Source organism: Pseudomonas sp. GW821-FHT01A09, assembly GCF_058986725.1.
In genome coordinates this window covers 195,833-215,036 of sequence record NZ_JBYSWB010000003.1, presented here as the reverse complement: position 1 = coordinate 215,036, position 19,204 = coordinate 195,833, and the positions used below count along the sequence as shown (strand labels likewise).

The following is a 19,204-nucleotide window of genomic DNA, read 5'->3' as shown; positions in this document are numbered from 1 at the left end:
ATCCCGTTCAAAGCCATTCGATCAATAGGTCCAGAAACGCCCGCACTGCCGGATTGCTGCGGCGACTTTCGGGCCATATGGCGGTGATGTTGTGCCGATCCACGGCAAAGTCGGACAAGATCGGGATCAACTCCCGGCGCTTCACCCATGGCGCGGCCATGAAGCTGGAGGCCATGCCAATACCGGCGCCCGCAGCGACCAGCGCCATCACCGCCTCGCTTGCGTCGACGATGACCGGCGACGATGGCAGTAGCTCGATTTCCCTGTCGCCGATCCGGAACGGCCAGCGAAACGCCTGGCCGGTGTTCTGATAGCGCAGGTTCACCGTTGCGTGCCCCTGCAGTTCATCGGGATGCATGGGGGTGCCGCACCTGGCCAGATAATCCGGCGACGCGTAGCAGCAGAGCCTGTAGGCAGAGAGCCGGCGCGACAACAGCGACGAATCCGCCAGCTCGCCGATCCGCACCGCCAGATCGATGCCCTCTTCGGCCAGTCCCAGGATCTGGTCGCTGAGGCGCAGATCGATGGTCACCTTGGGGTAGAGCGCACGAAACCGGGTGACGGCCGGCGCGATCATGTGCAACCCGATCGGCAGGGAGGTGGCGATCCGCAAGGTACCCGCGGGTTCGGAACGGGCTGACCTGGCCACTTGCTCGATGTCTTGCGCCTGGCGCAGCAGTTCCAGCACCCGCCCGTGCAGGTCGCGCCCCTCAGCGGTCAGGGCCAGTGAGCGTGTCGTGCGGGTAAACAGCGCGATGCCGAAATGGCGCTCCAGTCGTTGAATGCTCTTGCTGATGGCAGAGGGCGAAACCGACAGCGAGCGAGCGGCAGCGGTGTAGCTGCCCAAAGAGCCTGCGCGGGCGAATGCGATCAAGCCGGTGAGGCTGTCAAAACCTGTTTGTTCCTTCATGGCACTATTGAAACGAAATAAAGCGCCATTATCAACCTTGCCGATCACCTCTAACATCAGGCACCCCAATGGATCTCTGTGCGAGGTTGTGATGAGCGACATGATGAAAGCCGTGCAATTGCACGAATTCGGAGGCCCGCAGGTGTTGCGGTACGAACAGGCGCCCAAGCCCATCGCGCAAACCGGTGAGGTGCTGGTGCGCGTCATGGCGGCAAGCCTCAACCCACCCGATCTCTATCTGCGCGATGGATATCGGGCGCTGCCGCCCGAATGGCGGCCCAGCCCAAACTTCCCGCTGATTCTGGGCACTGATGTATCGGGGGTCGTTGTAGCGATCGGCGATGGGGTGGACGGCTTCAGCATCGGTGACGAAGTCTTCGCAATGCTGCGCTTCCCGGCCGATATGGCCACGGGCAGCGGCGCCTATGCCGAGTACGTCTGCGTTGCGGCCGCTGAGCTGGCGCTCAAACCCCAGGGCATCGATCACCTCCAGGCGGCGGGTGCACCCATGTCGCTGCTCACCGCCTGGCAGTTTCTGATCGACCTGGGGCATGACGTGCCGAACCCGTTTCAGGCGTTCCCGCATACCCCCGTAGCGCTCGCCGGCAAGACGGTTGTGGTCAATGGCGCGGGCGGTGGCGTCGGGCATCTGCTGGTCCAGCTGGCCAAATGGCAAGGCGCCCATGTGATAGCGGTGGCCTCGGGCAAGCACGAGAGCATGCTTAGGGATGTGGGCGCTGACGAGTTCATCGATTACACCCAGGTCGCTGTCGACACTGCTGAGCATGATGTGGATTTAGTGGTGGATGCGGTCGGCGGCGCGACCATGGAGCGTTTTCTGCGCGTCATCAGGCCGGGCGGTGCGCTGTTTCTGGTCAATCCGTTGGGCTTTTCGGGAACCAGTGAAGCAGCCCTTCGCGGGATCACCGTGTCCACCACGCAGGTGCGCTCCAGTGGCAAGCAACTGGCCCAGGCCGCTCGCCTGCTGGACGACGGTACTGTCCGTATCGTGCTCGACAGTACTTTTGCGCTGGCTGAGGCGGCGGCGGCTCATGAGCGCGCGGCGCGGGGGAGTATTCAGGGGAAAATCGTGCTGAGTGTCTGAGCAAGCGATATCGAGGGTGGCATTGGCGATCCCAGATCGGGATTGATAGGGCCTTTGTCGAGCGTACCTGTCCAAGCGCCCAAGAGCGGAGGCTGGCGGACCAACGGGGCTGCGGGCTTTGCCAGCAAAGCCGCGCCGCACCTAGCGTAGATCGATCACCCCGGTCATGGCCGTGAAATGGCTCTGCTTGTGCTGAACCCGGTCGAGAATTTCCGTAGGGGTCGACTCACGGAACACCACCATGTGCCCGACGTCCTTGCCGCCCTCGGTCACTCGCTCGATATCGTTGATCATCCAGGTCGTCAGTTCTTCGGCAGTAATGCCCAGTTCGGCCGCGACTCGCTGGTGCAGGCGCTCGGCGTCGTATTGATTGAATTGATCGCTGTTCATGGGGCTGGCTCCTTCAGGGGGTATCAAGTTCAGTCCCCGCCAGGGCGCAACAGTTCAGTCGCGTTCGAGCGGACCGCGAACGAGCTGTCATTGCGGCGCTGCCCTAGGCTCCCGAAACTCCGGGTACTTGCATATTTATCTTGCGCCAGAAGGCTTCAGAGAAGCTGTAGACCGAAAACGCAATCAACCCGAAGGCCATCACCATCAGCACCAGCCATCCGGCCGGCAGTTGCTGCAGCGCGTCGAGGGCTTCCTTCATACCGGGCGGGTCAATGGCTTGATAGGCAGAGCCGCTGACGGCCAACAGCAATGCAATCTCTATGAAAACGATGCCACGGGCAATCAGGCCAAATCGAGACACCGGGCGGACGTAGCGCATCACCTCCTCGTCGGCCTCGAAATACTTCTCGAACGACGCCTTCCATCCCTTGACGATGTGAGCGATTCCAACACCCAGCGGAATCACAGCGATCAGGTACACCAATAAGTTGGAATGCTCCCAGGACAACAGATGCGCCAGCCAGTCTTTGGTTTGCCCGCCTGAACCGCTTGAGCTGCCCATCGCGCTGATGAGCAGGCCTGAGGCGAAAAATGCCAGAGCCCCATTGACCAAACCTCCCGCCAACAGACCGGTGCGGATGACCAGACCCTTCAGACTTTTGCCGTGATGGTCGACATCGCGGGTCGCTTGCAGGACACGCCAAGCCGCAAATACCAGCAGACCCACCACCACAACCGCCACTAAAAAATAGCCGAACGGCTGGGCCAACAAGGCTTCCAGGCTCTTGTGGCTGTCTTTGGGGGCTGTCGAATCCTTTGCCGCCAACAAGGCGAAGACGCCGATGATCAGGTAAAGCACTCCTCGAGCGGCGTACCCTGCGCGTGCAAGAACAATAAGGCTGTGGCGCGGTGACATCGCTGTTTTCCTGAAAGTAATACAGGAACAGACCCGTCTGGCGGGAAGGGGTTCTATCACTGGATCGAGGACTGCGATCTTTGCAATGCGCGGGCTAGCCGGCTTGCGGTGCATCGTTAATGACGATCAGAGCCGGCGAAAGCACGCAGGCAATGACCAGGCATGAAAGCTTTACTCGTGACATGAGTGGTCCTCTGAAAAACAGCCAGCGTTGCAACCGGCTATTACGTCAGAATTAAGCCTGCCATGCGTCCACACCCTAGCTGCCATGCACAGGGCGCATGGCGCGTTGCCGCACAATTGCTCTGATCTATACTGCCGACCGCGCCGCCACAGGTCTGTTTCCCTCTCCAACGGAGCCCCCATGAACTCGGATGACCTCGAACTCTTCGCCCAGGTCGCCAAGAGCGCCAGCATTTCCCGCGCGGCCATTGCCCTGGGTGCCGATCAGTCGACCATCAGCCGCCGCGTCGGCCTGCTCGAGGCCGAGCTCGGGGTGAGGCTGTTCCATCGCAGCGGCCGTGGCGTCAGCCTCACCGAGCGTGGCACGCAATTGTTAAGTTATGCGGCCACCCTCAGCGCCACCTTGCAAGAAGCCGAGCGCGCCATGCGCGACAGCGTCGAGCAAGGCCCAGCGAAACTGTGCATCGCCGCCCAGCCGACCATCGCGCGCATTCTGTTCGGCCGCCTGGGGCATGCGCTCAAGGCGCGCTACCCGCTGACCCAGGTGCATTTCGTCGAGGGCCTGGCCGCCGACATCCTCGCGCGGCTCAGCGAAGGCAGCGTCGACATTGCCCTGCTCTACCTGCCCGAGCATCCCGGCGCCTTGCAATACGACCCGCTGCTGCGCGAAGGCGTGCACTTGATCACCCCCGCCGATTACCCGCTGGCGGGCGATAGCGTGGATGTGCGCGAGCTGGGCGAGATTCCGTTGATTCTGCCCAGCACCCACCACGGCTTGCGCTTGCTGGTGGAATCGCTGGCCAACCGTTACGGCTTTTCCAGCAACATCGCGCTGGAATGCGACGGCTCGATTTCCATCACCAAGCGTTTGGTCCTAGAAGACTGCGGCTGCACCGTGCTGCCGGAGGCGGCGGTGATCGAGGAAGTGAATGCCGGCCGCCTGAAAAGCTACCGGCTGGACGGCCATGATGTGCAGCGCACCATCGCCATGGTCTGGCCGAAAAACCGCATCGCCGCCGATGGGCTGTGGGCGGTGACGCAGATCATCCGCCAGCGCGCGGTGGAGATGGTCGAACACGGGCTGTGGCCGGGCGCCCAGTTGCTGGAGCCCCGCCCCGGCGCTATTCCTCAAGACGCGCCTGCGGGGTGATTTGCCTGGGATCGGCACGCAGTTCCAGCAGCGCGGCGCGCCCTGCCTGGCGCGCACGGGCGAAGGCGGCGGCAAAGTCCTCGGTACGCTCGACGAACTCGGCATGGGCGCCGAAGGCCTGGGCCAGAGCGACGAAATCCGGGTTCGCCAATTGCGTGGCCGAGATGCGCCCCGGGTACTCGCGTTCCTGGTGCATGCGGATGGTCGCCAGCATGCCGTTGTTGACCACGATCACCACGATCGGCGCGCCGTACTGCATGGCAGTGGCCAGCTCCTGCGGGTACATCATGAAGCAGCCGTCGCCGGCGAAACACACCACGTCACGCTGGGGTGCGTGCAACTTGGCGGCAATGGCCGCCGGCAAGCCGTAGCCCATGGCGCCGTTGGTGGGTGCCAGCTCGGTAGCCGGCCGTCGATAGCGATAGAAGCGATGCACCCATACCGTGTAGTTGCCGGCGCCGTTGGTGATCACCGCGTCGTCGGGCAGCACATCGTTCAAATGGGCGATCACCGCGCCCATGTCGACGCCCGCCAACTGCGGATGGGCGGCCGGCGGCGTCGAATGTTGCACATAGTCGGCGCGGGCGGCGGCAGTCCAGTTGGCCCAGCTCCTGCTGTCCACTGGCTCCAGCGCTTCGGCGGCGTGGGCAAAGGGGCCGAGCGCCGAGAGAATCGGCAGGTCGGCGAGGTACACGCGGTTCAACTCTTCGGGATCGGGATGCACGTGGACCATTTTCTGCGCGGGCCTGCCCGGCGCTATCAGGGCGTAGGCCTGGGACACCGTTTCACTCAAGCGCGAGCCTACCACCAGCAGCAGATCAGCCTCCTTCACCCGCTCCAGCAGCTTGGGCGAAGTACCGAGGCCGAGCTGGCCGACGTAATGCGGATCGCGGTTATCGAGAAGGTCCTGGCGCCGAAACGAAGCGGCTACCGGCAGATCATTGGCGTTCACAAAATGCTGCAACGCAGCGATGGACCATTCATCCCAACCGCTGCCACCGACGATCACCAAGGGCTTGCTGGCATTACTCAGCAGCTCACGCAGCTCCTCCATGGCGGCGGCTTCGGGCGCAGCGCGGGCGATGCGCACCGCGGGCACGTCGGCCACCTCGGCGGTGCCGAACAGCACCTCTTCCGGCAGACCGATCACCACGGGCCCAGGCCGGCCCGACATCGCGATGCTGAACGCCTTGCTGACGATTTCCGGGATACGCTCGATGCTGTCGATCTCGGTGACCCACTTGGCCAGGTCGCCGAACATCTGCCGGTAATCGACCTCCTGGAAGGCTTCGCGGCCCTTGAAGCTGCTCTCGATCTGGCCGACGAACAGGATCATCGGCGTCGAGTCCTGCTTGGCAGTGTGCACGCCGTTGCTGGCATGCGTCGCACCCGGGCCGCGGGTCACGAAGCAGATGCCGGGGCGGCCGGTCAGCTTGCCGTAGGCATCGGCCATGTTCGAGGCCGCGCCTTCGTGACGGGTGACGATGGTCTTGATCGCAGGCGTGTCGTGCAGTGCATCGAGGACCGGCAGGTAGCTTTCGCCAGGCACGCAATACAACGTGTCGACCGCATTGCGCAGCAGCGCTTCGACCAGGATCGCGCCGCCATGGCGGCTGTTGCAGGAATCAGACATGAATTTCGAGCTCCTTGTTGCGGGTTTCCGGCAGGAAGATCGCAACGATAAAGACCAATACGTACGAGCAAGCCGCCCATACTCCGATGGAAGCGGCCAGGCCGAACGTCGCGCTGGTCAGACCGACGCCCGCCGGCACCAGGGCGCCCATGCCCCGGCCAAAATTATAGGAAAAGCCCCCGGCGCTGGCGCGAATCTGGGCCGGGAACAACTCGGTGAAGCACGCGCCCATGCCCGAGACGATGCCCGACTGGAACAGCCCCAGCGGGAAGCCGAGCAGCAACAGGCTCCACATCGGCAAATGCAGTTGGGTGTACACCAGCACGGTCAGGGTCGCACCGGCGGCCGACAGCGCGAAGGTCGTGCGGCGCCCCAGGTAGTCGCTGAGGTAAGCCATGCCGACGTAGCCGCAGAACGAACCGAAGATGTTCACCGCCAGGTACAAGGCGGTCATGCTCACGGTCAGGCCCTGGGTTTCGCGCAGGTAGGTCACCAGCCAGGTCAGGATGGTGTAGTTACCGCCCAACGCACCGGCGGCCATCAACGAGGCCATCAGCGTCAGGGGCAACACCTTGGGCGAGAACACCAGTGCGAAGTTCTTCCACAGGCCGGTTTTCTCCCGGTACTCGGCGGCAGCTGCGAAGGCTGCGGACTCCTCGATGTTGCGGCGCATCCACAGCACCAGGAAACCCGGCAAGAGACCGATCAGGAACAGCACGCGCCAGGCGGTGTGCTCAGGCATCAGGCTGAAAGCGATCCAGTACGCCAGCGCTGCGGCGGCATAGCCGACCGGCCAGCCTGCTTGCACCGAACCGACGGCGCGCCCGCGGATACGCTTGTCGACGACTTCGCCGATCAACACCGCGCCCGCCGCCCACTCACCGCCGAAACCCAACCCCTGCAGGCTGCGCGTCAACAACAGGGTATGGAAGGAGTCGGTGAAGGCCGACAGGCCGGTGAACAACGAGAACCACAAGATCGCCAGCTTGAGCACCTTGACCCGGCCAATACGGTCGGCGAGCACGCCGGCAATCACACCACCGAGTGCCGAAGCGATCAACGCCGAGGTGCCGATGATGCCGGCCTCGCCTTTGGTCATGCCCCATACTATCAGCAGGGTCGGGATGACGAAGGCAAACAGCTGTACATCCATGGCATCCAGGGCCCATCCCATGAAACAGGCCCAGAAGGTCTTGCGTTGTCTGGGCGCCATACTGCCGTACCACGACTGCATACTCACTCCATCGCGCTGTAGCGCTGTTGTTTTTGGAATCTGGAACGCCGCCGCATTAAGCGACAGGCTGGGAGCAAGTATGCAAGAGGTACGCACCAGGCCTTAGGGCGTCAGGTACATAGCAGGTATGTCGAATATCGGTATCCAAAACCTGTTGAACATACGGTTCAGCCGATCAGCAAAACCGATACCTCCTTAAACATTTCCCAGCGGCCCGTCGATACCCGCGTCCTATAGTCAGCCAGCCGCTGGACGGCGGCCGGTTCCAAGGCCCGTATTCGCAGGTAGCGCTGCGGGAATCTCAACAACAATAAGAAGGGTTTAAACATGAGCAGCGAAACAGATTTCAGCATGAGCTCCAGCGACCTCGGCAGCCATTCGCCGGTGCGCTCGAACGAGCACACACTGCGGGCGTTGATTCGAGCAGGCACCCTTGGCGGTATCACGGGGGCGATCTGCATCTGGATCTACGAGGCGCTGGTCTGGGTGGGTGTTCAGCATTTGATGCCGCTGGCGGGCATACCGCGCAACGCAACGGGGCTGGTGTTCGGGAAGGATGTACAGGAAGCGCTAGGCATGGGTGCTTACTTTCTCGGCACCGCCATTCACTTCGTATTCGCTATCGCGTGGGGCGTGCTGTTTGCGCTGGTGTGGCCGTACTTTCGCCGGCGCGGCTACGAGGCGACGTTCATCGCCTTGTTCTACGCCATCATCGCGTGGATCGCCATGCACGTGGCCATTTCCATCGCCTCGGACAACCACCCCGATTACTACGACCCGGCCGTAATAATCGGTGGTTTCATGTCGCACTTCGTGTTCACCGTGCCGCTGGCGCTCACCGTGAAGAAGCTGTTGGCCTCGCGCTAAAGCACCCTGCACACGTACGGTGTGAAGAAATCGCTGCCCATCCAATGGTAAACGTTGCCGACGTCCTGCAACTCGACTCTGTGATGGGAGCTAGCCTGACCCACATCGCCCTCCCCGCTACACCCCTGGATAGGGATGGACCGGGTGGGTGCGACCGGCGTTGGCGGTGTCGGCCGGATTCTGGGTCATGTGGCGACACCGTCGGCTATCGCCCAGAAGCAGCCGCAGACCAACAGCCATTCCATTAGCCTTTGCCGGGCTGGGCAGTGAACACCAGGCTTGGCGCTGCTCCTGGTACATCGTCCAATTCATCGGTGTGGACCATGCCAACCTTGCGCAAGACGCTAATGGAAGCTGCGTGGGCCGGCCTGACTACAGCGAATATTTCGGGCGCAAGCAGCTGTTCAAACCCATAAGCAAGCGCCGCCCGACTGAGTTCCGTGGCGTAACCATGACCCCAGGCCTCAACGCCGAAGCGATAGCCCAGGTTCATACGGTCTACATCCAGATAGGCACGCGTATCAATGCCCCCAAAACCAATGACATGACCGGGTTCGGCACGAGTGCTGATCGCCCATTGGCCATAACCCCTATTCGCCCAATGGCTCAGCCATCGTTCAAGCAAGGCGCTGGCTTGGCGGATATCAGTCAGAGGCCCAGCGGGGTTGAATCGGTTTGTGGCAGGATCGCCGTAGATTTCAAACAAGCGCGCAAGGTCGTTGAGAGTTGGCGGACGCAATATGAGGCGGGAGGTCAAACGCTGCATCTGTAGGCCACGATGATCGATTGAAGGGGTGTGAGAGTAGCGGGTACCGCCGTGACTATAGCGATACCGGCATTGGGCACAACCCCCAGGGCAAAAATCACCGGCCAGGCGAGCAGAGAGTTGCCCTTCTCTCTTGGGTCGTGGGTGGCGCGTGCTGGAATCAGGCGAGCCGACTTCTGCCGCTGCCGCTCAGCGGCAGGTGTCGGCCAGGAGCGGACACCCATTATCCTTTCGACAATTAACCGTAGCGCACTCCTGTGCTGCTGCGGCTGCGCCTGGTCGACTCGTTAAGCAGCGCGGCTGTCAGAATGCGTATTCGATTGCCAATCGGTTCTGGAGAAACGTGGCGTCTTTGATCGGCGACTTTTGTACAGCCAGAAAATCCGTAATTTTCACGCCCTTCAATGCCCCGCCAAACGCGTAGCTGCCATAAACAAGGTACTCGGACTGATTCAGGCTCTCGGCAGACGGCGAGCTTTTAAGGTCCATGAAGCTGTAGCGGGCACCCAATACAACGCCCTGGGTGGGTGAGCCATTGACGTTGATGGCGTAGGCATTCCCGGCGCCCAGATCCATGGTGCTGGTCAACAACGGCTGAGCAAAAAAATCACCCGAAGAAAGTTTGTGCCCGTAAGGCATGACCGGTGCGCCGTTCAAATAGGAATTGGCGTTGGGCTTGATGTAGTCATACCCCAGGCTCGCAGTCACTAAGTTGACCTTCACCCCCAACTGCATGCCGTACACGTTGCTGTCCACATTGCCGAGGATGGCTTTGCCGTCGTCTTCCTGATGAATGTACTGAACGGCGACGAAAGGTTTGAGCACACCTTCGGCACGAATTGCACGCGCTTGCAGGTACGTCATGTCGGCGTAATCGATGTATTTGAAGTACCACGCCTGAGCGTCAATACTCACAGGTTTCATTGCCCAAGTACGCCCACCGCCCAGCCCCCAAAAACCATCAGTGTCCTCATCGCGTGCGCCAGTAGCAGAGGTGTCAATTGGCGGGTTGTAGCTGGTATGGCGACTGTAGTGATCGTCGATCACTGATTTGAAGCGATACATGCGAAAAGCGGTCAGGAAGTTGGCCGAGTCACCATAGTAGGCAGAGACCCCTTGGTACATCTGCGGCAGCATACGGAAGTCGTAAGTGCCCGTGAACGGAGCACTAAACCGCTGATTGCCCACGGTGATGCGCAGTTTTTCCCGCTGCCACTGCAAGTAGGCCTCCCCAATTGAGGTGACGTTTGGGCCAAGGTAGGAATCAACTTTATCCGGGTTATCGTCGTGACCAATACCGCGTTGCGCCAGTGCACTGAGGCCGAAGGAGAAACCTTCGAACGTCGCGGACCTGAACCCCAGCTCACCGCCGTAACTCAGCGTGTCCTGATCCTTGCCGGGTACATAAAAAGCGTTGTTGCTGGAGAAATAGAGCGAACGCAGGTAACCGGAGACTTTGCCTTGGGTGAACATTTGAGTAAGTGAGTCGGCTTGCGTCGCGTCAGCCGCGCTGGCCATTGCGCCATAAGCACTGGCCCCGCATGCAGTGAGCAGGGTCAGCGCCGACAGTCTTTGAAGCCTCTTGGTCGTTGTCATTGAGCTTTTTCCAGGACGAGTTTATCCACCCCGCGAAATGCAGGGAGTTGAAAATGAGTGAGGGCTTGAGCCCCTACAGCGAACGGTAGCGGCCGGCGTCACTGGCTGGACGTTAGAAGCGAGTCAGCCAGCGAAGCGTTTCATGCCAGTTCGAAGCGCACCTCCTGCGCGCCTTCCCATAGGGTTTTAACCCCCAGCGCACGCAGGTTTTCCTTGCCGTGAGTGATGGTCAGGAAATGGTTTGCGGCCAGTTGTCCCAATTTGCTGGAGAAACTGCACGCACCGTAGGCCATGATGATTTCGGTCTCGCTATATGGGCCGGGGTAGAACAGAACGTCGCCGACTGAGGGATGGCTGGTGTGGTTCTCGAAACCAATTGGCTCTTCATTTAGCAAGAGTCGATACTCGCCTAACGGCACCCAGCAGCCCTCACCGCTCCAGCGCACATGAATCAGCTTCTGCGTGTAAGGCAACAAGCCCAGAAATGCCGCGACCGTCTGCGGGGCATCGGGGTGGGTCTCGGCGAGGAAATCGTATCCGCCAGCCGAAATCTTGATGGTGGTCATGCATTTTCTCCGATGGTTGAAGTTCAAGAACCAGGTTGGCCAATCCACTTGGTGACGGTGGGTGCGCTCCATTGCTGCAATTGATCCAGCAAAGCGTCAGGGGCGGCATTGAGTACCAACATGTCGCGATGCTCAGCCTTCATGAAACCTTCCTGGACCGCGTGATCCAGCAACTGATACACCGGCTCATAAAAGCCGCGCACGTTCAAGCAGCCCACAGCCTTGAGGTGATCCCCCAATTGAGTCAGGGTGGCGACCTCAAACAGTTCTTCAAGCGTGCCAAGGCCTCCGGGGAGCGCGATGGAAGCGTCGGCAAGTTCACCCATCCGTGCCTTGCGACTGCGCATATCTGTAGCCACTTCGTGTCGGCTCAGACCTTGGTGCAAATGGCCACGGTCAAACAATCGCTGATTGATAATGCCGACGACCTCACCCCCTCCCGCCAAGGCAGCATCAGCTACCACACCCATCAAACCTTTCGCGGTGCCGCCATAGATAAGTGTCAGGCCCCTGCGGGCGATTTCGCTGCCCAAGGCACGCGCTGCTTCGGCGTACTCCGGTGAGCCGCCAAAGTTTGAGCCGGAAAATACGGCGACGCTGCGGATGTTTTGCGGAGTTGTCATCAGGTCATGTCCGAGTGAGTTTTTCGCTGTGTCCAGCCAGTCATGCGGCTCTCCAGTAGTGATGAAACCGCATAAAGAGCTACGCCCAGAACGGCAAGAATAAACAACCCCGCGAACACGAGGGCGACATCAAAGTTGCCGCTTGCAATCATCATCACGTTACCGATGCCCTTGTTAGAGGCGACGGTCTCGGACAGCACCGTGCCGACGAAGGCCAGCGTGATAGCGATTTTCAGAGAGGCGAAGAGATACGGCAGCGTCCTGGGCAGGCCGACATTCCAGAGAATGTCGCGTTTCTTGGCGCCCAGAACCCGAAGGACATCTTCAAGCTCTGGCTCAGTTGAGGCCAGGCCGGTAGCCACGTTAACCACGACGGGAAAGATGCTGATAACCATCGAGGTCAGAATCGCAGGTACAGTTCCTGATCCGAACCACACCACGAAGATCGGCACGACGGCCACTTTCGGAATACTGGAAAAACCCACCAATAATGGATAAGCAATGTCGTAGGCCAACCGCGAGGAACCAATCAGCATGCCTATCAACAGACCAGCAACGACGCCGAAAAAGAACCCCACCAGAGTCGTCATCAGCGTTTGTAAGGTGTGGGGCCAAAGAATCGGCATTTTCTCGATCAGTACAACAATGATCTGGCTCGGCTTGGGCAGGACCAAATCGGAAACATGCAATGCGCGACAGGCAAACTCCCAGATCAGGAAGAAGCTCACCAGTGCAATAAACGACAACAGATTGCGACGAAACCGCGAGAGTGAAGTGCTCATGGCGTAACCTCTTCAATGGCGCGAGCAGGTGTATCGACATTGTCCCTGCCCTTCGTATCGCCTTCGCAACGCGCCTGAGCGATTCGCATGCGTAACTGATGCACCAACGCGCCAAACTCAGGGGCGTAGCTCGACTCCAGTGTTCTGGGTCTGGCGAAATCCACTTGGGTATCCTGGATGATGCGACCCGGTCGGGAACTCATGACGCAGATTCGGCTGGCCAGGTACGCCGATTCACGCAAGTCGTGAGTGACCAGCAGAACAGTGGGTCGCTTGGCAATCCACAGTGCCTGCATGGTGTCCCACAGCTCCTCGCGCGTGAACTGATCCAGAGCACCGAAAGGCTCATCCAGCAACAGAATGTCCGGCTCGTGAATCAGCGCTCGACATAACGATGCGCGCTGCAACATGCCACCCGACAATTGCCAAGGGCGCTTGTCCCCAAAACCACGCAACCCGACTTGCTCAAGCAACGAATCAGCACGCTCACGAAATTCGGTCTTTCGTTTGCTTCGATACTGCTGACGATAAGGCTCTACGATTTTCAGAGGCATCATCACGTTATCGCGAATGCTCAGCCACGGCAGCATGGTCGGGTTCTGGAACGCCAGGCCGAGCTTGCGCTGCTGGGTACCTACAGCGCCCACCTCCCGGCCGCCAACGATTACCCCTCCATTGGTTGGACCCAATAGCCCAGCTACCAGTTTTAGAATGGTCGACTTACCGCACCCGCTCGGTCCCACAAGCGCTACGAATTCGCCCTGCTCAATCTGCAAGTCTGTTCTGTCCAGCGCAATGGTGCCGCCGCCGTACTGCACACTGACGGCAGAAAGCTTGATCAGCGGTCGTGGCGCAAAAGCATTTGTTTCTTGATTCATGTTCATGCCCCGCAAAAAAGTCTGATCGCGCGCCCTCTCCTCACGAGGCAAGGACGCGGCATCGTTGACTGGCTCTCAATCCTCGCGCAGGGGCTCTGCGGTCGGGCGTACGCCTTCAGGGGTCTTCAGAATGGCGCTGATGTAGTGTTCAGTGTTCAGCGGTTTGGCTTTGGGCATTGTCTGAACTGATTTGACGGAACGCCCCCAACCAGCAGCCTCGGTCACCAGCTTGCCGTCGCGCATGACGAAACGTCCACGCAATAGAGTGTGGATCGGGTAGCCCTTCACTGAGCGACCGTGCCAGGGCGAAATCTTGCTGATGCTTTGAAGCTGGTTCTGCGAAAGAATCCCGGTCTTGTTCATGTCAACGATGGCGATGTCGGCATGAGCACCGACCGCGATGACGCCTTTGGGACCGTAGATCCCCCAGGCTTTGGCCGGGGCGACCGAACTCCAGCGCACGTAGTCCATCAGGCTGGCCCGCTCGCGATTGACCTCGGTGAGCATTAACGCCATCTGGGTTTCCACGCCCGGGAATCCGCAATCGCACTCCCAGATATTTGGCCGCGTTTTCTCGTCCGGCGCGTGGGGTGCATGGTCGGTGGCAATCATGTCGATGGTGCCGTCGAGCAAAGCGTCCCAAAGCGGCTGGTTATGCCGCGCTTCCCGAATCGGGGGATTGAGGCGCAGGATGCCGCCCAGGTGATCGGTGAGATCCGTATTGAGCAGCACGTACTGAGGACAGGTTTCGACAGTGACGTCGACGCCCCGACGCTTGGCATCACGGATGACGAACAGCGAATCCGCCGCACTATGGTGGGCAATGTGCACCCGAGCGCCCGTCCACTCTGCAAGGGTCAGCACGCGGCCAATGGCTTCGATCTCGGCCACCACTGGGCGAGCCGCCAAGTGAGCATGCGCATCGATGCGTCCTTCGGCCTGCATGCGTTTCTGCCGGCGGGCCAGAATTGACGAGTTCTCAGCGTGCACGACGGTGCGAATCCCTAGTGGTGCAAGCTTTTCGAAACCTTCGAGCAAAGCTCCATCGGTGGGTGACGGCAGGTTGCCGAACGTGTTTCCGACAAATGCCTTGAAGCTGGTTACGCCAGCGTCGAGCAGCTCTTCGAGATGACCTACGGTAGCGTCACCCAGCAGGCCATGAATGCCGAAGTCCACGTAAGAGGACTCAGCCGCCTTCTGCTTGAGGCGCAGCGCTTCAATGGTGGCAGTAGGTGGGTTTGTATTCGGCATCTCAAATACGGTGGTTACGCCGCCACAAGCAGCTGCCGCAGAGCCGGTTTTCCAGGTTTCCTTGTTCGGGTAGCCGGGGTCACGGAAATGCACATGGCTGTCGATGGCGCCGGGCAGCAGGTACATACCATCTGCGTCGAGCACCTCCTTGGCCGAAGGCATCTGACTCTCATGTCCGACCGCCACGATCAGCTCGCCATCAATGGCCACACAGGCCTCGATGATCTGATCGGCCGACACCACTTTTGCACCACGAATAACCAGGTCAACTGTTTGCATTTCAATTCTCCTTAAAGCAGTGCCCATCCGCCGTCTACCGGCAGATCGACACCTGTGATTTGGCGGGATACATCGCTTGCCAGGAACAGGCAGGCGTTGGCGATATCGCTGTCCAGGGATACGCGTTTCAGGGCGTAATCGGCGGCGTGTCGGGTCGCCGCTTCTTCGGGACTGATTCCTAGCTTGTTGGCCATGTTGGCGCAGACCTTGTCGCGGAAACGGGGGCCATCAACCATGCCGGGCGCTACACAATTGACGTTGATGCCAAATTCGCCCACCTCAAGCGCAAAGCTTTTAGTGATTCCGCGCAGACCCCATTTCGATGCGGAATAGGCCATGCGTCCAGCGCGGCCACGCATACCGAAAGTGCCGCCGACGTTGACGATCTTGCCGCTCCGACGCTTGATCATCCCCGGCACGACAGCACGCATGGTGTTGAAGGATCCGGTCATATTGAGCTGAACGATCTCGTCAAACTCTTCCTGGCTCGTCTCCCACCCGGTCTTGCCAATCGGCCCCGAACCACCAGCCACGTTGACCAAAACATCAATCTGACCGAACTCCGCCAGCGCCACCTCAGCCAGCGCTTGAGCCTGGGAAGCCTGGGTCATGTCACATTTGACGATCAGTGCTTTGGCGCCCAGTGCACGGACCTCTTCAGCCACCGGTTCAATTGCTGCGGTATCGCGACCGGCAAGCACCAGGTGTGCACCCTCGGCGGCAAACGCCAGGCTCACAGCACGGCCCATGCCTTTGGCAGGGCCTGTAATCACAACCACTTTCCCACTCAGTTGAAGATTCATGTCGGTTCTCCCGAAAGGTGTTAAAGCGACGACAGACGAGTGCCGCGCGCAGGCAGGAAGCGGCGATCAAACACCGCGTCAGGTGTAGGGGTGACAGGCAATGCATTCGTCTCGACGACCACAGCGATATTTTTCTTGAGACGCTCTTCATCGACGTCACCCAAGCCGATTCGGGCGATCTCCGGGTGGCTCATGTCGACGGCCATTGCGCTTTTGAGCTTGGCCAGCTCGACGTCGCGTTTGAGCAGCGGCTCACGCTTCATGACCGCGTCGACTCCCGCCTCCGGGTCGGCAACGACGTCTTTGATTGCCTTGTCCAATGCGGCCAGGAATCCACGAACCGCTTCAGGGTGCGCATTGATGAACGGCTGCGAGAAAAAGATGGTGTTGGAGTACAGGTCCATCCCGTAATCGCCGTAGCGTATGAAACGCAGTTGGCTGGCCGGGTCGATGCCCATGGATTTGGCGCTGAAGCTGATAGTGGTGAGATAGCCGAACACCGCATCAACCTGCCCGCGCATCAGCAATTGCTCACGCAGATTAGGCGCCATGTTGGTCAGCGTGACCTTGGACAGATCTATCCCGGTCTGTTTGGCCAGTGCGGGGAACAGTTTCAAGGCACCATCGCCCGCTGGCGCACCGACCGTCTTGCCCTCCAGATCTTTGGGCGTTTTGATCGGGCTGTCAGCTTTCACTGCGATCACGAAAGGCGGTGTGTTGTACATCATGAAAACGGCCTTGGGTGCTTGAGCGGGCTCCTGTGCGGCCAACTGAATCAAGGCGCTGGTATCACCCACGCCAGCGTCATAGGCACCAGCGGCGACCTTCGGGATCGACGCAGAAGAGCCTTCGCCCTGATCAATGCTGACGTCTAGCCCCTCTGCCTTGAAGTAGCCCTTGTCTTGGGCAATGTAGTAGAACGCCTGCGGACCTTCGTACTTCCAAGACATGACCAGCTTGATCGGCGTGTCGGCCCACGCAGTGCCAGAGGATGCTAGCAACGCTGCGCCCAAGCTGACGAAAGTGCCTATCGCCCGAATTCGGGCCGAGAGAGCCCACCGGACCTGAGGCCCGGAAAAGAAAATTGCCATGAGACGACTCCTAACGAGGTGATCCGAGTGCGGTGATGAGTGATTGCGCCGTGGCGACGAATCCGTGTAATTGCTCGACAATGAACAGGATGGAGCGGGTGACGTAGGCGGGTGACGGCGTGCTGCAAGCGTCTTTGAGCAGGATGCAGTCGTAACCCAGGAACGCAGCGTCCTGAAGCGTGGAAAACACACAGCGATCTGTATTGATGCCGACAAAAAGCAGGGTGGTGATGCCGCGCATGCGCAGGACTGAGTCCAGTTCGTTGTCCCAGAATCCGCTAAGTCGATGCTTGTCCACGGCCAGGTCCGAGGGCTCGACCCTGAGTTCATCGATCACCTGAGCGCCCCACTCGCCGGTAACCACTGACAAGCCACGATCAATTGCAGAACGCTCGGCATAGCCGACGCCGGCCGACGTGCGCTTGCCCTTGAAGTGAATGGTGGGGCTCAGGTTCATCCGGTCGGCACGAATACCCCAGTTCAACCAGACGACTTGACCACCCGCGTCTCGCCAGACTGGCAGCAGTTTTTTCAGCATCGGGATCGGCTTGCGGGTGGCGCGCAGGCTCACGCCCTTCTGGGCAAACCAGCCCTCCTTGTGACAAAAGTCGTTTTGCATGTCCACGACGATAACGGCGCTGCGCGTGAGATCGATTTCCAGATCCTTCGGAGTGCACGCAAACTTCAATGTTCTAGGAAGCAGCGGCTGACGGACAAGACTCACCGCTTCATCAGTCACAGACCATGCGTTGTGTTCGGCCGGGCCGAACTTCACGTCGTCGGCAGAGCTTTCGATGTGAGTGGGGATGAGGTCGATCGATTTGATGTTCATGCCAGATACAAAGCACTGCACATGCCAGCCGGCGCGCCAAATAGCTGCCTTTTCACGGCATCCCCGTTGCCGGAACGGCAACATTACCAATGCGTGCGAGCGAATCCGGGTCTTTGCCGATTACTCTTCCCTGGCCTACGCCTGCTGAATGGAAAAGGATTTCCAACAGGCGCCAGGAACCTTGCTCACTAAAGCTCCTGCTGCGGCCGCACGGCGTTTGAGCATTGCGCCGAGATGGTGCGTAGGTGAGCGAAAATGTCGCGCAAAGACGCAGAGCTTGATCCGGCACAGGTTGCGATGCGGGCAAGTTGACTGTAGTTAAATTCCTGTGACAGGCTCGCCGATCAACTGTCGGCCTCGTGGACCCTACTGTGAACCATCTGCGCTTTTTGCATTATCTGGATGAGGTGGCTCGCGTGGGCTCGATACGTCAGGCCGCCGAACGTCTTCACGTCGCTCCGTCAGCGGTAAATCGACGGATACAAGACCTGGAAGATGAACTCGGTACGCCGATTTTCGAGCGGCTTCCCCGCGGCATGCGCCTTACTGCAGCGGGTGAGCTTTTCGTTGGTTACATCCGTACTCGCGCGGCGGACCTCGCTCAGGTCAGATCAAAAATCGAAGATCTCCAAGGGCTGCGCCGAGGTACGGTGAAGATCGTCGTGAGCCAGGCCGTGGCTTCGGTTTTCTTGCCTAGACACATCGCCCATTTCCGCTCACTCCACCCAATGGTCGACTTTCAGGTTCAAGTGGGCGGTCACCGCCAAGCGCTCAACGCGCTGCGCACGTTCGAAACCGAACTTGCTCTGGTATTTAATCTTGCTCCCGAAAATGATATCCAAGCGATATCCGAGCATGAGCAGCAGTTATGCGTGATGATGCACAAGGACCATCCACTGGCAGTCAAACCCGGCAAGATTCGCTTGCGTGATTGTGCGGAATACCCCTTGGTGCTCCCGTCGGGCGAAATGGCAGGACGTCAGTTACTTAATGATTACCTCGTGCGCCGCTCGCTAAAATTGCGCCCTGCCATCGAGAGCAATAGTTTCGATTTCCTGCGGGGTTATCTTTATTACGAACAGGCCTTGTCGTTTCAGATCGCGATCGGTGTCATGACCGATGGAGGGCAACTGATCAGTCGTGAAATAGAAGATAGTGGGTTTCCGAAAGGCAGACTCGTACTGGCCAGCTTAAGAGGCAGACAACTGCCCGTTATCGTCTACGCGTTTGCAGAATACATTTCCCAAGTGTTTGCGAACGGCGAGTAGTTTCAAGAGCAGCAGGTGACCGGCTGGGTAACTATGTGGCGAGCGTCCGCCAAAAGCAGCCACCAGAGAAAATCGAAACAA

19 protein-coding genes are annotated in these 19,204 nt (G+C 59.7%); 4 read left to right on the top strand and 15 right to left on the bottom strand.

Features of this window, described 5'->3' with window-relative positions; translation table 11 throughout:
* Window positions 1-7: 7 nt before the first annotated feature.
* Window positions 8-967 (bottom strand): LysR family transcriptional regulator, encoded by a 960-nt coding sequence (locus AC3WJP_RS05405; RefSeq protein WP_493720202.1) that lies wholly within the window; start codon window positions 965-967, stop codon window positions 8-10.
* A 46-nt stretch (window positions 968-1,013) separates the two neighbouring features.
* On the opposite strand from AC3WJP_RS05405, the gene AC3WJP_RS05400 reads away from it, so the two are divergent.
* Window positions 1,014-2,015, top strand: a complete 1,002-nt coding sequence (locus tag AC3WJP_RS05400; RefSeq protein WP_493720201.1) for an NADP-dependent oxidoreductase — start codon at window positions 1,014-1,016, stop codon at window positions 2,013-2,015.
* A gap of 141 nt (window positions 2,016-2,156) precedes the next feature.
* Here the strand turns inward: AC3WJP_RS05400 and AC3WJP_RS05395 are convergent, their stop codons facing one another.
* Together AC3WJP_RS05395 and AC3WJP_RS05390 are read right to left on the bottom strand one after the other, a co-directional pair.
* Window positions 2,157-2,405 (bottom strand): hypothetical protein, encoded by a 249-nt coding sequence (locus AC3WJP_RS05395; protein WP_493720200.1) that lies wholly within the window; start codon window positions 2,403-2,405, stop codon window positions 2,157-2,159.
* A 103-nt stretch (window positions 2,406-2,508) separates the two neighbouring features.
* Window positions 2,509-3,321, bottom strand: a complete 813-nt coding sequence (locus tag AC3WJP_RS05390; RefSeq protein ID WP_493720199.1) for a DUF1206 domain-containing protein — start codon at window positions 3,319-3,321, stop codon at window positions 2,509-2,511.
* 364 nt (window positions 3,322-3,685) lie between these two features.
* Between AC3WJP_RS05390 and AC3WJP_RS05385 the strand changes: the two genes are divergently transcribed.
* Window positions 3,686-4,654, top strand: a complete 969-nt coding sequence (locus tag AC3WJP_RS05385) for a LysR family transcriptional regulator (protein ID WP_493720198.1) — start codon at window positions 3,686-3,688, stop codon at window positions 4,652-4,654.
* Here the strand turns inward: AC3WJP_RS05385 and AC3WJP_RS05380 are convergent.
* Window positions 4,626-6,287: a thiamine pyrophosphate-binding protein gene (locus AC3WJP_RS05380; RefSeq protein ID WP_493720197.1), complete on the bottom strand. Its 1,662-nt coding sequence runs from the start codon at window positions 6,285-6,287 to the stop codon at window positions 4,626-4,628. The two genes, AC3WJP_RS05385 and AC3WJP_RS05380, sit on opposite strands and share 29 nt — an antisense overlap.
* On the bottom strand, window positions 6,280-7,521 hold the full coding sequence (locus AC3WJP_RS05375; protein ID WP_493720196.1) for an MFS transporter: 1,242 nt from the start codon (window positions 7,519-7,521) through the stop codon (window positions 6,280-6,282). Before AC3WJP_RS05375 ends, AC3WJP_RS05380 begins: the two co-directional genes overlap by 8 nt.
* 327 nt (window positions 7,522-7,848) lie before the next feature.
* Between AC3WJP_RS05375 and AC3WJP_RS05370 the strand changes: the two genes are divergently transcribed.
* Window positions 7,849-8,388 (top strand): hypothetical protein, encoded by a 540-nt coding sequence (locus AC3WJP_RS05370; protein WP_493720195.1) that lies wholly within the window; start codon window positions 7,849-7,851, stop codon window positions 8,386-8,388.
* Window positions 8,389-8,632: 244 nt separating this feature from the next.
* Here the strand turns inward: AC3WJP_RS05370 and AC3WJP_RS05365 are convergent, their stop codons facing one another.
* The 10 genes from AC3WJP_RS05365 to AC3WJP_RS05320 form a co-directional block, all read right to left on the bottom strand.
* Complete coding sequence (locus tag AC3WJP_RS05365; RefSeq protein WP_493720194.1) at window positions 8,633-9,154, bottom strand: GNAT family N-acetyltransferase; 522 nt, start codon at window positions 9,152-9,154, stop codon at window positions 8,633-8,635.
* A 303-nt stretch (window positions 9,155-9,457) separates the two neighbouring features.
* Window positions 9,458-10,750, bottom strand: coding sequence for an OprD family outer membrane porin (locus AC3WJP_RS05360; protein WP_493720193.1), 1,293 nt, complete (start codon window positions 10,748-10,750; stop codon window positions 9,458-9,460).
* A gap of 140 nt (window positions 10,751-10,890) precedes the next feature.
* Complete coding sequence (locus AC3WJP_RS05355; RefSeq protein ID WP_493720192.1) at window positions 10,891-11,316, bottom strand: DUF3830 family protein; 426 nt, start codon at window positions 11,314-11,316, stop codon at window positions 10,891-10,893.
* Between the two features lie 23 nt (window positions 11,317-11,339).
* Window positions 11,340-11,939 (bottom strand): LOG family protein, encoded by a 600-nt coding sequence (locus AC3WJP_RS05350; RefSeq protein WP_493720191.1) that lies wholly within the window; start codon window positions 11,937-11,939, stop codon window positions 11,340-11,342.
* Window positions 11,939-12,721, bottom strand: a complete 783-nt coding sequence (locus AC3WJP_RS05345) for an ABC transporter permease (RefSeq protein WP_493720190.1) — start codon at window positions 12,719-12,721, stop codon at window positions 11,939-11,941. Before AC3WJP_RS05345 ends, AC3WJP_RS05350 begins: the two co-directional genes overlap by 1 nt.
* A complete protein-coding gene (locus AC3WJP_RS05340) occupies window positions 12,718-13,599 on the bottom strand; it encodes an ABC transporter ATP-binding protein (protein WP_493720189.1) in 882 nt (293 codons plus the stop codon). Before AC3WJP_RS05340 ends, AC3WJP_RS05345 begins: the two co-directional genes overlap by 4 nt.
* A 75-nt stretch (window positions 13,600-13,674) precedes the next feature.
* Window positions 13,675-15,129, bottom strand: a complete 1,455-nt coding sequence (allB, locus tag AC3WJP_RS05335; RefSeq protein WP_493720188.1) for an allantoinase AllB — start codon at window positions 15,127-15,129, stop codon at window positions 13,675-13,677.
* Window positions 15,130-15,140: 11 nt separating this feature from the next.
* Window positions 15,141-15,932 (bottom strand): SDR family NAD(P)-dependent oxidoreductase, encoded by a 792-nt coding sequence (locus AC3WJP_RS05330; RefSeq protein ID WP_493720187.1) that lies wholly within the window; start codon window positions 15,930-15,932, stop codon window positions 15,141-15,143.
* A 20-nt stretch (window positions 15,933-15,952) separates the two neighbouring features.
* Window positions 15,953-17,023 (bottom strand): ABC transporter substrate-binding protein, encoded by a 1,071-nt coding sequence (locus AC3WJP_RS05325; RefSeq protein WP_493720186.1) that lies wholly within the window; start codon window positions 17,021-17,023, stop codon window positions 15,953-15,955.
* A 10-nt stretch (window positions 17,024-17,033) separates the two neighbouring features.
* A complete protein-coding gene (locus tag AC3WJP_RS05320) occupies window positions 17,034-17,855 on the bottom strand; it encodes a cysteine hydrolase family protein (protein WP_493720185.1) in 822 nt (273 codons plus the stop codon).
* 371 nt (window positions 17,856-18,226) lie between these two features.
* Between AC3WJP_RS05320 and AC3WJP_RS05315 the strand changes: the two genes are divergently transcribed.
* Window positions 18,227-19,123 carry a LysR family transcriptional regulator gene (locus AC3WJP_RS05315; protein WP_493720184.1) on the top strand — a complete coding sequence of 299 codons (897 nt, stop codon included), beginning with the start codon at window positions 18,227-18,229 and terminating at the stop codon, window positions 19,121-19,123.
* The last annotated feature ends 81 nt before the right edge of the window (window positions 19,124-19,204 follow it).

What these genes read in the sequence shown, in the direction of transcription:
- AC3WJP_RS05360 (WP_493720193.1), bottom strand. Translation starts at nt 10,750, where the DNA reads ATGACAACGACCAAGAGGCTTCAAAGACTGTCGGCGCTGACCCTGCTC.
- AC3WJP_RS05390 (WP_493720199.1), bottom strand. Translation starts at nt 3,321, where the DNA reads ATGTCACCGCGCCACAGCCTTATTGTTCTTGCACGCGCAGGGTACGCC.
- AC3WJP_RS05370 (WP_493720195.1), top strand. Translation starts at nt 7,849, where the DNA reads ATGAGCAGCGAAACAGATTTCAGCATGAGCTCCAGCGACCTCGGCAGC.
- AC3WJP_RS05365 (WP_493720194.1), bottom strand. Translation starts at nt 9,154, where the DNA reads ATGCAGCGTTTGACCTCCCGCCTCATATTGCGTCCGCCAACTCTCAAC.
- AC3WJP_RS05355 (WP_493720192.1), bottom strand. Translation starts at nt 11,316, where the DNA reads ATGACCACCATCAAGATTTCGGCTGGCGGATACGATTTCCTCGCCGAG.
- AC3WJP_RS05330 (WP_493720187.1), bottom strand. Translation starts at nt 15,932, where the DNA reads ATGAATCTTCAACTGAGTGGGAAAGTGGTTGTGATTACAGGCCCTGCC.
- AC3WJP_RS05405 (WP_493720202.1), bottom strand. Translation starts at nt 967, where the DNA reads ATGTTAGAGGTGATCGGCAAGGTTGATAATGGCGCTTTATTTCGTTTC.
- AC3WJP_RS05340 (WP_493720189.1), bottom strand. Translation starts at nt 13,599, where the DNA reads ATGAATCAAGAAACAAATGCTTTTGCGCCACGACCGCTGATCAAGCTT.
- AC3WJP_RS05320 (WP_493720185.1), bottom strand. Translation starts at nt 17,855, where the DNA reads ATGAACATCAAATCGATCGACCTCATCCCCACTCACATCGAAAGCTCT.
- AC3WJP_RS05385 (WP_493720198.1), top strand. Translation starts at nt 3,686, where the DNA reads ATGAACTCGGATGACCTCGAACTCTTCGCCCAGGTCGCCAAGAGCGCC.
- AC3WJP_RS05400 (WP_493720201.1), top strand. Translation starts at nt 1,014, where the DNA reads ATGAAAGCCGTGCAATTGCACGAATTCGGAGGCCCGCAGGTGTTGCGG.
- AC3WJP_RS05395 (WP_493720200.1), bottom strand. Translation starts at nt 2,405, where the DNA reads ATGAACAGCGATCAATTCAATCAATACGACGCCGAGCGCCTGCACCAG.
- AC3WJP_RS05345 (WP_493720190.1), bottom strand. Translation starts at nt 12,721, where the DNA reads ATGAGCACTTCACTCTCGCGGTTTCGTCGCAATCTGTTGTCGTTTATT.
- AC3WJP_RS05380 (WP_493720197.1), bottom strand. Translation starts at nt 6,287, where the DNA reads ATGTCTGATTCCTGCAACAGCCGCCATGGCGGCGCGATCCTGGTCGAA.
- AC3WJP_RS05375 (WP_493720196.1), bottom strand. Translation starts at nt 7,521, where the DNA reads ATGCAGTCGTGGTACGGCAGTATGGCGCCCAGACAACGCAAGACCTTC.
- allB (WP_493720188.1), bottom strand. Translation starts at nt 15,129, where the DNA reads ATGCAAACAGTTGACCTGGTTATTCGTGGTGCAAAAGTGGTGTCGGCC.
- AC3WJP_RS05325 (WP_493720186.1), bottom strand. Translation starts at nt 17,023, where the DNA reads ATGGCAATTTTCTTTTCCGGGCCTCAGGTCCGGTGGGCTCTCTCGGCC.
- AC3WJP_RS05350 (WP_493720191.1), bottom strand. Translation starts at nt 11,939, where the DNA reads ATGACAACTCCGCAAAACATCCGCAGCGTCGCCGTATTTTCCGGCTCA.